The 12,810-nt window shown below is 66.7% G+C and carries 11 protein-coding genes and 1 pseudogene; 2 read left to right on the forward strand and 10 right to left on the reverse strand.

The annotated features are described in order from the left end of the window. Positions 1-31: 31 nt before the first annotated feature. From ACK4TE_RS05770 to ACK4TE_RS05785, 4 genes are all read right to left on the reverse strand, one after another. Entirely contained in the window at positions 32-214 is a 183-nt protein-coding gene (locus ACK4TE_RS05770) for a hypothetical protein (protein WP_409910536.1), read from the reverse strand. A 514-nt stretch (positions 215-728) separates the two neighbouring features. Continuing rightward, positions 729-980, reverse strand: coding sequence for a hypothetical protein (locus tag ACK4TE_RS05775; protein ID WP_409910537.1), 252 nt, complete (start codon positions 978-980; stop codon positions 729-731). Continuing rightward, positions 977-2,098 (reverse strand): alpha-L-fucosidase, encoded by a 1,122-nt coding sequence (locus ACK4TE_RS05780; RefSeq protein WP_409910538.1) that lies wholly within the window; start codon positions 2,096-2,098, stop codon positions 977-979. Before ACK4TE_RS05780 ends, ACK4TE_RS05775 begins: the two co-directional genes overlap by 4 nt. Further along, positions 2,091-2,828 (reverse strand): DUF2459 domain-containing protein, encoded by a 738-nt coding sequence (locus ACK4TE_RS05785; RefSeq protein WP_409910539.1) that lies wholly within the window; start codon positions 2,826-2,828, stop codon positions 2,091-2,093. The genes ACK4TE_RS05780 and ACK4TE_RS05785 overlap by 8 nt, the downstream gene beginning before the upstream one ends. Before the next feature lie 107 nt (positions 2,829-2,935). Here ACK4TE_RS05785 and ACK4TE_RS05790 point away from each other — a divergent pair, with 107 nt between their 5' ends. Both ACK4TE_RS05790 and ligA read left to right on the forward strand, forming a co-directional pair. After that, complete coding sequence (locus ACK4TE_RS05790; protein WP_409910540.1) at positions 2,936-4,621, forward strand: DNA repair protein RecN; 1,686 nt, start codon at positions 2,936-2,938, stop codon at positions 4,619-4,621. Next, positions 4,618-6,723 (forward strand): NAD-dependent DNA ligase LigA, encoded by a 2,106-nt coding sequence (gene ligA, locus ACK4TE_RS05795; protein WP_409910541.1) that lies wholly within the window; start codon positions 4,618-4,620, stop codon positions 6,721-6,723. Before ACK4TE_RS05790 ends, ligA begins: the two co-directional genes overlap by 4 nt. 118 nt (positions 6,724-6,841) lie before the next feature. Here ligA and ACK4TE_RS05800 read toward each other — a convergent pair whose 3' ends face one another. The 6 genes and pseudogenes from ACK4TE_RS05800 to ACK4TE_RS05825 form a co-directional block, all read right to left on the reverse strand. After that, complete coding sequence (locus tag ACK4TE_RS05800; RefSeq protein ID WP_409910542.1) at positions 6,842-7,675, reverse strand: outer membrane protein assembly factor BamD; 834 nt, start codon at positions 7,673-7,675, stop codon at positions 6,842-6,844. Positions 7,676-7,777: 102 nt separating this feature from the next. Further along, a complete protein-coding gene (gene lpxC / locus ACK4TE_RS05805; protein WP_409910543.1) occupies positions 7,778-8,689 on the reverse strand; it encodes a UDP-3-O-acyl-N-acetylglucosamine deacetylase in 912 nt (303 codons plus the stop codon). 180 nt (positions 8,690-8,869) lie between these two features. Beyond that, positions 8,870-10,315, reverse strand: coding sequence for a cell division protein FtsZ (gene ftsZ, locus ACK4TE_RS05810; RefSeq protein ID WP_409910544.1), 1,446 nt, complete (start codon positions 10,313-10,315; stop codon positions 8,870-8,872). 96 nt (positions 10,316-10,411) lie between these two features. Continuing rightward, positions 10,412-11,722, reverse strand: coding sequence for a cell division protein FtsA (ftsA, locus tag ACK4TE_RS05815; protein WP_409910545.1), 1,311 nt, complete (start codon positions 11,720-11,722; stop codon positions 10,412-10,414). After that, the gene (locus ACK4TE_RS05820; protein ID WP_409910546.1) at positions 11,722-12,591 is read right to left on the reverse strand and encodes a cell division protein FtsQ/DivIB; all 870 of its coding nucleotides are present in this window, start codon (positions 12,589-12,591) and stop codon (positions 11,722-11,724) included. Before ACK4TE_RS05820 ends, ftsA begins: the two co-directional genes overlap by 1 nt. Then, a pseudogene (locus ACK4TE_RS05825) lies at positions 12,579-12,810 on the reverse strand (D-alanine--D-alanine ligase); the annotation flags it as partial. The gene ACK4TE_RS05820 and the pseudogene ACK4TE_RS05825, both read right to left, overlap by 13 nt.

Below are 12,810 nucleotides of genomic sequence, written 5' to 3' on the forward strand. Positions count from 1 at the left end.
GGGTCCCGGCCTGCGCCGGGATGACAAGGGCCTAGGAGGTGTTGTGCGGGGCGAGGGCAGAGGCCCCCTTCGTCTCGCTGCTGCGCAGCGATCCACCTCCCCCGCGATGCGGTGGAGGATGGGGGAACATCGCAAGGGTTTCGCGTGTGATGAGGAAGGGTGTGGGCACATTCGTGCTCCACACGGGATCATCCCAGCGGGGGCGCTCCAGCACATATGGTCTGTAGGCTGACGGGTCCGGTTTCCGGTCGCCGTAATAGGCGATGCGGATGAAGCCCAGGGACTGGTTTCGTAGAGGACTTCTTCGTAGCCCGAGGTTTCGTACCAGTCGAGCAGGCGGTTGAGGCTCCACCACAGGACCCACCAGCAGAGCGGGTGCACGCGCTGAAATAGGGGCGCGAAGTGCGGGTTGGCTCGGAGGGCGCGCATCGGGGTCATGGCGAGCATCATAACCCCGGTGGTGGGAGTGTAGCGTAAGTTTTCTGATATTTCTTTTCTTGCTTTGATCCGTATGGGGATTTTCTGCGTTTGGCCTGATTTGCTGTTGCATAAGGGGGGCTAGGGAAAGCTGCCGGCGATACCTGCGCAGGGGGCTTCGGAGAGGTAGCGTTCCGGGGCCTCTGGGTCCCGGCTTTCGCCGGGATGACACCAAAGAGTGCGCGCGAGTTTTGTTTCCCTCGCGTTTCTCAATGCGCGGTTTGCCAGCCGTTACAGGCGATTCCAGCTTTTTACAGGTTTTTATCGGTGAGCGGGGCGGGCTGTTTTTTCAGGGTGTGGAAGCCGATGGTGCCGCAGGCGGGGCATCTTGTGCGGGTGACGGAATTGCCGGAGGCTTTCCAGCGGATGCCGCCGAGGTCCCAGACCGAGCGGGCGTGGCCGCAGGCTTCGCAGGTATAGTGCCAGGCGCGGGTTTCGGCTTCGGCTTCGGCGCGGTGCCGGGCAGGGATGAAGGCGAGGATGAAGCGCTGAAGGATTGTCATGCGCGCAGCACCTTGCCGAGGGCGCGGAGTGGGGCGGCCTGGATTTCGGGGATCGATCCATCGGCCATCGGGCCTACATTGATGAGGAGGTTGCCGCGCTGGGAGGTGACATCGCGGTAGAGGGCGATGAGTTCATCCGGCGTGAGATAGTCTTCCGGCAGCTCGGCCCGGTTGTAGCCGAAGCCGAGACCGAGGCCGCGGCAGGCTTCCCATTTCATTTCCGCCGGTATGACGCCGAGGCCGAATTCGACGCAGCGATAGTCGGCATAAGGCGCGGGCGTTTCCTGCTGCGGCTCACCGGAGCGGGCTTTCAGCATGGCGTTGAAGGACGCGCGGGTCGCGGGATCACGCAGCGAGTTGAAAAAGGACTCGTTGGCGAACCAGCGATCATTGGTCACGCCGTCGGGCACGGCGCTGTAATAATAGTCGAGCAGGCGGGGGACGTCTTCGCCATTCGGCCAGCAGATGTCGTTCCAGAAGACGGACGGCTTGTAGCGGTCGATCAGTTCCTTCGCCTGGGCGAAGGCATAGGCGCGGTAGTCCTCTTCTGTGGGCACGCAGGCGAACATGTCGCCGATATTCGCGATGGGTGTGTCGCGGAAGGTCCAGTCGAGCCCGCCGGAATAGTAGAGGCCGTAGCGCATGCCGCGGGCGCGGACGGCTTCGCCAAGCTCGCCGACGAAATCGCGCGATGTATTCCAGCCGGGGCGGTGGGGATTGGGCACGTCTGTCGGCCAGAGGCAGTAGCCGTCATGGTGCTTGGTGACGAAGACGACATAGCTGGCGCCGGCTTCGGCAAAAAAGTCCGCCCACTGATCGGCGTTGAAGGCGGCGGCGGCCGCATCGAATTCCGGGCGGAAGGCGGAGAAGGGTTTGTCGCCATAGATCTCGCGGTGGCGGGCGCTTGTGGCGCTGCCTTCGACGCGCAGGGCGTTTTCGTACCATTCCGAATAGGGCGTCAGCACGGCGCTCATGTCGAAATCGTCGCCGGTGAGGGTATGGATCATCCGGCCGCGCGGGGCCCAGGCGGGAATGGTGAAGATGCCCCAATGGATGAAGATGCCGAGCTGCGGGCGGGCGAACCAGTCCGGGCAAGGGCGGGTGGGGGCGCTAGTCATCCACGGGCGCCTCAGCGGGGCTGTCTTTCGCCGTCTTGAGCGGGCCGCGCAGGGGCCGGGTGACGTTCCAGGTGAAGGGGGCGAAGACGGCGCGTGGCAGGCCGGCCTTGCCGAGGGCGTTGGCGGTCCACTGGTTGCAGGTGGTGAACGGGCTGTAGCGGCCATGCGCGGAGAGCAGGAGCTCGCCGAAGACGGGGGTTTCAAGCTCGATATAGTTGCCCTCGCGGTCTTTCCTCAGGCTACGGATGATTTCCGAGATCAGCACAGCCTTCGTCTCCTGGCCTCCGGGGAGGGGATCGCAGACGCTGCGTACATCCGAGCCGTAGACCGGCACGATGCGCATGGCGACCGGGTTCATGCCGGCAAGGGCGGAGAGGGCGCGCTTCGGTGTCAGCGCGTCGGGGTGGAGAACTTCGGTGAAGAAGATCGAGTCGCCCCAGCCGAAAAGGAGGAAGGTGTCGCGGGGCAGATAGTCCGGCAGGTGGCCACGAAATTCCTTGCGCCAGTTGATGATCTCGCCGTCGAGGGGCAGGGCGATGTCGGTATGGAAGGCGGCTTCGCAGAGATAGACGGCGGGGCGTGCAGGCGGAACGCTGGCGGACTTGCCTTTCAGCGGGAACATGCCGGAGAGCCATGCCGCGCCCGCATACCAGAGACAGGCAACGAGGAAGGCCGCGAGGATGAGCCCGCTCCACTTCAGTGTCTTCATGGTGAGGCGTTTCGCTGTCACCCTGGCTCCCCTCGGCTTGGTGCAGATGAAAACATGCGGGCGGCGGGCGCAAGCCTGTTAACGAAGAATCTGTTGTTCCGGTTTTGTTCTTGTGATACTCGCAGGCCATGATGCTGTCGCTGTCTGTCCGTGATTTCGTGCTTATCTCCCGGCTCGATCTCTCGCCGGGGGAGGGCTTCACCGCGCTGACCGGGGAAACCGGGGCAGGCAAGTCGATCATTCTGGATGCCCTCGCACTGGCGCTGGGTGGACCGGCGGACCGGGCGGTGATCCGGCACGGCGCGCCGGGGGCGAGCGTGGCGGCGGAGTTTGGTCCGCCGGCGGATCATCCGGTCTGGGCGCTGCTGGCGGAGGCGGGCGTGAGCGCGGCGGCGGGCGAGACGCTGACGCTGAAACGGCTGGTGCGCGCGGACGGGCCGGCGCGGGCCTTCATCAATGACCAGCCGGTGAGCGCAGCGCTGCTGGGGGAGGCGGGCGAGCTGCTCGTGGAAGTGCATGGGCAGCATGCGGCCTCCAGCCTGATGCGGCCGGCTTCGCACCGGCGTCTGCTGGATCAGTTTGCGGGCAATGAAACACTGCTGGCGGCGTGCGCGGCGGCGCATGCGGCGCGGCTGGAGGCGCGCGCGGCGCGCGAAGCCATTGAGGCGGACGCCAAGGCCGCGGCGGAGACCAAGGCCTGGCTGGAAGAGACAGTGGGGCAGCTGGCGAAGCTGGCGCCTGTGGTGGGCGAGGCGACGCGGCTGGCGGCGGAGCGGGCGCAGCTGATGCAGGCCGAGCGCGTGCTGGAGGCGGTGAGCGAGGCGGGCGAGGCGCTGGCGGAGGCTGAGATTGAAACGGCGCTGGCGCGTGCGGCGAGAGCGGCAGAGCGGATCTGCCGGTTGCCGGGATTTGACGGCGAGGCCGGGGCTCTGCCGGAAGCGGCGCGCGCGGCCTGCGAGGCGATCGAGCGGGCGCTGATCGAGGTGCGCGAGGCCGATGCGGCGGTGGCGCATCTCGCGCGCTTGCCGTTGGAGGCGGGCGATCTTGACGGGGTGGAGGCGCGGCTGTTCGCGCTGCGCAGTCTCGGGCGGAAACTGAACTGCGATCCGGATGCGCTGGATGCGGCATGGGCGGAGCTTGCGGCACGGCTGGAGCGGGCCGAAGCGGGCGAGGCGGGGATCGCTGCGGCGCGCAAGGTGGAGCGGGCTGCGGACGCGCGCTGGCACAGTGCGGCGCATGCGCTGAGCGAGGCGCGCAAGGGCGCGGCGAAACGGCTGGAGGCGGCGATTGCGAAGGAGCTGGCGCCCTTGAAACTCGGGCGCGCGGTGATCCGCGTCGGCTTTGCGCCGCTGGCGCCGGAGGAGGCAGGCGCGGCGGGGGCCGAGCGGGTGGAGTTCGAGGCGGAGACCAATCCGGGCGCGGGCTTCGGGCCGCTGCGCAAGGTGGCGTCTGGCGGAGAACTCGCGCGCGTGTCGCTGGCGCTGAAATGCGCGCTGGCGGAGGCGGGCAGTGCGGGCACGCTGATCTTCGATGAGGCCGACCAGGGTGTTGGTGGCGCGGTGGCGGCGGCGATTGGCGAGCGGCTGACGCGGCTGGCGGGCGCGCGGCAGGTGCTGGCGATCACGCATAGCCCGCAGGTTGCGGCCGCGGCGGATGCGCATTGGCTGGTGGAGAAGAGCGGTAGGGCTGGCGAGACGCGGCTCTGCGCGCTAGAGGCTTCGGCCAGACGGGAAGAGATTGCCCGCATGCTGTCCGGCGCCGAGATTACCGATGAGGCGCGGGCCGCTGCCGGGAGGCTGATGGAGGATGCATGACCGCGCAGAAAGCTGTGAAGGCGCTGACCGAAGCGGAAGCGGCGGCGGAACTGGCACGGCTGGCGCGGGAGATCGCGGATGCGGACGCGGCTTATTACCAGAATGATGCGCCCGACATCACCGATGCCGAGTATGACGCGCTGCGCCAGCGCAATGCGGAGATCGAGGCGCGCTTTCCGGCGCTGAAGCGCGAGGACAGCCCGTCGCTGCGGGTCGGCGCGGAAGCGGGCGACGGGTTCGCCAAGGCGCGGCATGGCACGCCGATGCTGTCGCTGGAGAATGCGTTCACGGATGAGGATGTTGCGGACTTTGCGGGACGCATCCGGCGCTTCCTGGCGCTGCCGCCGGAGACGGCGCTGGCGTTTACAGCGGAGCCGAAGATCGACGGCCTGTCGCTGAGCCTCACTTATGAGCAGGGAAAGCTGGTGCGCGCGGCGACGCGCGGCGATGGCCAGACGGGCGAGGATGTGACGGCGAATGCACGCACGCTGAAGGACATTCCGGCGAAGCTGAAAGGCAAGGGCTGGCCGGACATGATCGAAGTGCGCGGCGAGGTTTACATGTCGAAGGCGGACTTTGCGGCGCTGAACGCGCGCGAAGGCGCGGCCGGACGCAAGACCTTTGCCAATCCGCGCAATGCGGCGGCAGGCAGCCTGCGGCAGCTGGACGTCGAGATCACGAAGTCGCGGCCTTTGCACTTCTTCGCTTATGCCTGGGGCGCGGTGACCGCGCCGTTTGCGGCGGCGCAGAGCGAGGCGGTGCAGAAGTTTGCGGACTGGGGATTTTCGACCAATCCGCTGATGGTCCGTATAGAGACGGTTGAGGAAGTGCTCGACTACTATCGCAGCATCGAGGCGCAGCGGGCCGGGCTGCCCTATGATATTGACGGGGTGGTCTACAAGGTGGACCGGCTCGACTGGCAGCAGCGGCTCGGTTTTGTCAGCCGGGCGCCGCGCTGGGCGATTGCGCACAAGTTTCCGGCCGAAAAGGCGACGACGACGCTGGTTGCCATCGACATCCAGGTCGGGCGCACGGGATCGCTGACGCCTGTGGCGCGGCTGGAGCCGGTGACGGTGGGCGGTGTGGTTGTCTCGAACGCGACGCTGCACAATGAGGACGAGATTGCGCGCCTCGGCGTGAAGCCGGGCGATGTGGTGGAAATCCAGCGTGCGGGCGATGTGATCCCGCAAGTGCTGCGCGTGGTGAAGGCGGGGAAGGGGCCGGCCTGGCAGATGCCGGACGTGTGCCCCGTCTGCGGCTCGGCGGCGGTGCGCGAGACGGACGAGGCGGGCGAGGAGGATGTGCGCCGGCGCTGCACGGGCGGGCTGATCTGCGCGGCGCAGGCGGTGGAGCGGCTGAAGCATTTCGTCTCGCGCAAGGCGCTGGACATTGACGGGCTTGGCGCGAAGCAGATCGAGCTGTTCCATGCGCAGGGCGTGGTGCGCGCGCCGCAGGATATCTTCCGTCTGCAGAGGAATATCGAAACGGCCGGCCTGCCGCCGCTGGAAGAATGGGAAGGCTTCGGCAAGGCCTCGGCGAAGAAGCTCTATGCGGCGATAGATGCGCGCCGGACGGTGCCGTTTGCGCGCTTCCTCAACGGGCTCGGAATCCGGCATGTCGGACAGACGACGTCTGGCCAGTTTGCGCGCGGGTTCCTGAGTTGGGCGTCGTTCTGGAGCGCTGTGCAGCGCGCCGCAGAGGGCGGGCCCTCGAGCGAAGGCTATCAGGAGCTGACCGGGATTGACGGGATCGGGGATGCGGCGGCACGGGCGCTCATCCAGTTCGAGAGCGAGCCGCACAACCGCGAGATGCTGGAGGCGCTGCTCGTAGAGGTGACGGTGGAGGACGAGGTTCCGGCCGCGTCGGACAGTCCGGTCGCGGGCAAAACGGTGGTGTTCACCGGGACGCTGGAGCGGATGACGCGGGACGAGGCGAAGGCGCGGGCGAGCGCGCTGGGGGCGAAAGTGGCAGGCTCAGTCTCGGCGAAGACGGATATCCTGGTGGCCGGGCCGGGCGCGGGGTCGAAGCTCGCGAAGGCAGAGAGCCTTGGCGTGAAGACGATGACGGAAGCGGAGTGGCTGGCGCTGATTGGTGAGGCTTAGGGTTCAGGCGAGCCGGGACCCGCGCTGCGCGGCCTGGCCCATCCTTCGACTTCGATCAGGATGAGCGTTGGTCTTTGTGGCAGTGCTACTGCTGTAGGCGTATTAATCCGTGATCGGATTATTTGCCGCCGGGAATGATCCGCTGCAGCAGGGAGCGTTTCTGCGGTTCGCTGATGTTTTCGAGGTCGACGCCCTCATTGGTCAGCAGGCGGTAGCTCATCTTGTACCAGTCCGTATCCGGATAGTTGTAACCGAGCGTTGCGCCGGCCGCGAGGGCCTGGTCTTTCAGGCCGAGCGTCAGGTAGCTTTCGACGAGGCGGTGCAGCGCTTCCGGCGTGTGGCTGGTCGTCTGGAAATTGTCGACGACATTGCGGAACCGGTTGATGGCCGGAAGGGTCTGGTTCGAACGCAGGTACCAGCGGCCGATGGTCATTTCCTTGCCGGCGAGCTGGTCGTTGACCATGTCGAGCTTCAGGCGCGCGTCCTTGGCATACTGGCTGTCCGGATAGCGGCGGATGATGTCGTTGAGCGCGTTGCGGGCGTTCTCGGTGGTCGCCTGGTCGCGGCCGACATCGATGATCTGGTCGAAATGGCTGAGGGCGATCAGGTAATAGGCGTATTCGGCTTCCGAGCCGCCCGGGTGCAGGGCGAGATAGCGCTGGCAGGCGCTGATGGCGGTGGTGTAGTCGCGTGTCTTGTAGGAGGCGTAGGCCGACATCACCATCGATTTGCGCGCCCATTCGGAATAGGGGTGCTGGCGCTCGACTTCCTCGAACAGACGGATGGCCATCGCGTAATCGCGCGCATCAAGCCGGTTGGCGGCGTTGTTGTAAATCTGCTCCACCGGGCGCTCGACATAGGCAAGCTCCACCTTCCGCGTGTTGGACTGGCAGCCTGCGAGGGCCGCGGCGCCCAGGGCGATTGCCAGGGAAAGGGAGGTCAGTCTGGACATGGAGCGGCCTGTTCTCGGCTTGATGGGATCAGCGCCCATTGCTTAGCCTGAATGGCGCGGGGTTTCCAAGGGCTGAATGTCAGGGCGTTGAACCGGGACGGCTCAGACCGCGGCGCGGGTTTCTTCCATAAGGGCAGGGGCGCCGGCCTCTTCCCAGCACCAGGCCGTGGGGCTGGCGAGCAGGGCGCGCACCAGCTTGTTGTTCAGGCTGTGGCCCGGCTGGACGGCGTCATAGTCGCCGGCAATCGGGGCGCCGACGAGCATCAGGTCGCCGACCGCGTCCAGCATCTTGTGGCGCACGAATTCGTCTTCGATGCGCAGGCCTTCGGGGTTCATCACGCCGTTTTCATCGATGACCACGGCATTCTCGAGCGAGCCGCCGCGGGCGAGGCCCATGGCGCGGAGCATGTCGACATCCCGGGCGAAGCCGTAGGTGCGGGCAAAGGCGAGGTCGCGGGCAAACATGCCGGGGGCAAGGCGCAGGGCCATCTGCTGCACGCCGATGGTCTGGTCATCATACTCGATGCGGGCCCGCAGCGTGAGCACGTCATTATCAGACGGCGAGAGCGTGGCGCGTTTCGGGCCGTCACGCACTTCCACGGTTTCGAGGATGCGGATGCGGCGGCGGGCGGCGCCGAGCGTCTTCAGGCCGGCCATCATCATCAGTTCGTAGAAGACCGAGGAGGAGCCGTCCATGATCGGCACTTCGGGGCCGTCGATCTCGATGCGCAGGTTGTCGATGCCGAGGCCGGCGACGGCGGCGAGCAGGTGTTCGACGACAGCGACGGAGACGCCATGTTCGTTGGTGAGCGTGGTGCCGAGCTGAGTGTCCGAAACGGACTCTGCATGGGCAGGGATTTCGCCGGTGCCGGCGGGTGCGTCGGTGCGCACGAAGCGGATGCCGCTATGTGCCGGGGCGGGCAACAGGGTGAGGCAGGCACGGGCGCCGCTGTGGACCCCGACGCCGGCGCAGCTGACCTTGCGCGCGATCGTGGTTTGACGTTCACCCGTCATCATTTCAGCCTTCCGCCCGGTACGCTCATACATGCAGCCTAAATGGACTGCCGGGCGCTCAGGCTCAAAACACGGGATGTTTCGCCGTATTACAGTTTGCGCCGCAGAATCGGCATATTGCTTTGATTAATATGAACTTTAACCTGCCGGAAATGTGTCGCCGGAAGGTCACACACGCCGTCAATGATTGGCGGAGCGGCGCAGGAAGGCCGGAATCTCCAGATCGGCATCATCGAAGGGGGCCGGATCGGGATGGTCGTCCGGGGTCGAGACGATCGGTACACCTGCCGGCAGGCCGGGGGCCGAACCGCGCGGGCCGGGCTCGGAATCGTTCTGGCCCTGCGGGGCCGGGCGGCGCCAGCCGAAGAGGTTGGCAAAGCCGGACGCGCTGGACGGCTCGCGCGCGGCGCGGTCCGGGGCCGGGGCATCGGTGCGCTCGGTGAAGATGCCGGAAGGCAGCGGGGCCTCGGCCGGTGCGGCGACGGTGTGGCGCGGCGGCGTGACGACACGCGGGCGGCCATCATCTGAGGCGTCGGCGGCGGCGGGCTCGCCGAATTCGAAGTCTTCCTCTTCCTCGCCGAAGCCGGCTTCGTCCTCGGCGGAGACTTCCAGGACAGCGGCCTGCAGGGCAGGGGCGTCGGCATGGCGGGTGATGATCGGCTGCGGCGTCGGCAGGCGCTTGGCCGCAGCGTCGAGGCCCGCGGCGACGACGGAGACGCGGATCTTGCCTTCCAGGGTCGCATCGAAGGCCGAACCAAGGATGATGTTGGCGTTGGGGTCGACCTCGCGGCGGATTTCGTTGGCCGCCTCGTCGAGTTCGAACAGGGTCATGTCATAGCCGCCGGTGATGTTCACCAGCACGCCCTTGGCGCCCTTGATGGTGACATCGTCGAGCAGCGGATTGTCGATGGCGCGGCGGGCGGCTTCGAGGGCGCGCGACTCGCCGGAGGCTTCGCCCATGCCCATCAGGGCCGTGCCCATGCCGCGCATGATGGCGCTGACATCGGCGAAATCGAGATTGATCAGGCCGGGCATGACGATCAGGTCGGTGATGCCGCGCACGCCGGAATAGAGCACGTCATCGGCCATGCGGAAGGCGTCCGCGAAGGTCGTCTTGTCATTGGCGATGCGGAAGAGATTCTGGTTCGGCACGACGATCATCGTGTCGACATGCGCGCGGATGCGCGAGAGGCCCTCTTCGGCAAGGCGCATGCGGTGGGCGCCTTCAAAGCCGAAAGGCTTGGTGACGACGGCGATGGTGAGGATGCCCATCTCCTGAGCGGCGCGCGCAATGATCGGGGCCGCGCCGGTGCCGGTGCCGCCGCCCATGCCGGCGGCGAGGAAGACCATGTGGGCGCCTTCGAGACGTGTACGGATTTCGTCGAGCGATTCTTCGGCAGCCTTCGCGCCGATGTCCGGGCGGGCGCCGGCGCCGAGGCCGGAGGTGGTCTCGAGGCCGAGCTGCAGCCGGTTTTCGGCGCGCGAACGGGTGAGGGCCTGGGCGTCGGTATTGGCGACGATGAACTCGACGCCCTGCAGGTTCGCCTCGATCATGTTGTTGACCGCATTGCCACCCGCGCCGCCGATTCCGAGAACGATGATCCGCGGTTTGAGTTCCTGGGTCATTAGGCGCGCCTGTTCTCGTCTGCGTTTCTGGGGGCTGGCTGAGCCGCGAGAATGGCCCTTCGCGGCTAAAAAACGCTTAAGTGGCAGAAATTGGCGTCAGAAATTTTCTTTCAGCCAATTCAGGAGCCAACGAATCCAACCCCGGCCGCTTCCGGCCTCTGTTTCCAATGACGATGCACCAGCCCGTGCAGCGTCGGCGAACCCCAACTCGGGATAGAGTAGCAGGCCGGAAGCCGTTGAAAAAGCGGGTGTTGCCAGTTGCTCGCCTAACGATTCTGCAAGAACCGGGCGGCCGAGACGGACGGGCGCGCCGAGAATGCGGCTGGCCACCTCTCGGACACCGGGCAGCTGGCTGGCGCCGCCGGTGAGGACGACGCGCTGAGGCAGGACGTTGCGCACATCGCTGCGGGCGAGGGCGGCGGCGGCCAGTTCGAAGATTTCCTCGATGCGGGGAGCGATGATGCGGGCGATCTCGCCGCGCTCGAGGCGGGTGCCGTGGAGGCGACCATCATCGCCGAGGCGGGGCGCTTCGATGCGTTCTGCGAGGCCGGGGCCTTCGAGGTCGGCGGTGCCGTAGACATTCTTGAGGCGTTCGGCGGCGGCGAAGGTGGTGCCGATGCCCTGCGCGATGTCGGCGGTGACGTGCGAGCCGCCAGCGGGCACGAGGCCGAGCCAGGCGGGCGAGCCATTGAGATAGACCGAAACGGCGGTGACGCCGGAGCCGAGATCGATGCAGACGGCGCCGTTCTCGATCTCGTCCTCGATCAGTGTGCCAGCGCCGCTGGCGATGGCGGAGGGGACGATCTGGCGCACACCGAGATGCGCCCGCCCGACACATTCGACGAGATTGTCGACTATGGCTTTCGGCGCCGAGACGACTGACATTTTCACGGTCAGCGTGCCGGCGATCATGCCGATGGGCTGACGCACACGGCCAGCGGCCTTGTCGATGGTGTAGACGACCGGCCAGGCGGAAAGAACCTGTTCGTGTTTCGCGCCGGGTGCCTGCGCGGCGCGGGCGAGGGCCTGCTGGTGGAGGCGGCGGACATCCTTTGCCGTGACCGTCCGTCCACTGACATCCACGCTGGCATCCACGAGGCGGGAAGTGAGTTTCGGTCCGGTGATGCCGAGAATGACTTCGGTGATCGGTTCGCCGGCTTCACGCTCGGCGTCTTCCACCGCGAGGCGGATCGAGCGTTCGATGCCGTCAATGTCCGTGATGGTGCCGCCGGCGAAACCGCGGGTCTGCTGGCGGCCACCGCCGAGGATGATCATGCGGCGCGGATTGTCCGGGTCCGGACGGGCGATCAGGCAGGTGGTCTTCGAGCAGCCGATATCCAGCGCGGCGACCGTTCCCGCAGGGCGGCCATTCAGACGGGCAAGGCGCTTGGACGACAGCTCCGACATCAGATTGTCTCGGACGCCTCGCGGGCAGGGGGCGCCGCCGGATTTTCCGTGAGACGCAGATAGACACGGCCGTTCGAGCGCAGGTCGATCATTTCCAGCGGGCGCTGGGTGAGCGCGGTGCGCACCTGCAGTTTGGCGAGGCGTTCAATGGCAGGCTCGAGGGCTTCGTCTTCCGGCAGGCGGACGGTGACGCCGTTGACGAAGCGCATGTCCCAGCGGCGTTCGCCGATGCGGGTGGCGACGGCGACGCGCCCGTTGATGTCGTGCGCCTGGGCAAGGGCAGCGGCGAGTTGCGGGGCAGCTTCGGGTGCGCCGGCGCCGGCAAGGCGCAGGAGGTCCGGATGGTCTTCCGCGCGCGCGCCGGGCAGGAGGCGGCCAAGGCCGTCCACGACTTTCCACTGGCGCCCATCATGCCAGAGCGCGACCGGCTCGGCCGCGTCGGCGAGGATCACGACGTTGCCCGGCCACAGGCGATGCACACGGACGTTGAGGACCTTGTGGGTGCCTTCGACGCGGCTCTTGATCAGGTGCGGATCGGCGCGGAACATGTTCTCGCCGGGCTCGATCATCGCGGCGGCGCGCACTTCGTCTTCAAGGGCCGGATTGTCCTGCAGGCCGAGGACGACGACTTCTTCCACATCGATGCCTGCGAGGCGGGCGGAATCGTCCATGAAGCCGCCGAACCGGGTGCCGACCTGCGACAGCGATCCACCCATCCAGGCGGCGATGGCGACGAGGATGGCGACCAGCATCACGACGCCGAAAATCACGGAGGAGACGCGCACTTCCTCGCCGGTCGACTCATCAATGAGGGTCGCGGGCGGGCGGCGGCGGGAGGGGACAGTCTGGTTGCGCTCTATCTTTGACATGAAGCGTCCTCAATCATCCAGGCGACAAGCTGCTCGAAACTCATGCCCAGATGCGCAGCCTGCTCGGGAACGAGCGAGGTCGGCGTCATGCCGGGCTGGGTGTTTGTCTCGAGGATCACGAGCCGGTCCTTCTTTTCGTCATAGCGGAAGTCAGAACGTGTCGCCCCGCGGCATCCCAGAGCCCGGTGCGCTGTGAGGGACGCGTCGAGCGCCGCCTTG

It is taken from the genome of Hyphomonas sp. (assembly GCF_046313975.1).
Taxonomy (GTDB): domain Bacteria; phylum Pseudomonadota; class Alphaproteobacteria; order Caulobacterales; family Hyphomonadaceae; genus Hyphomonas.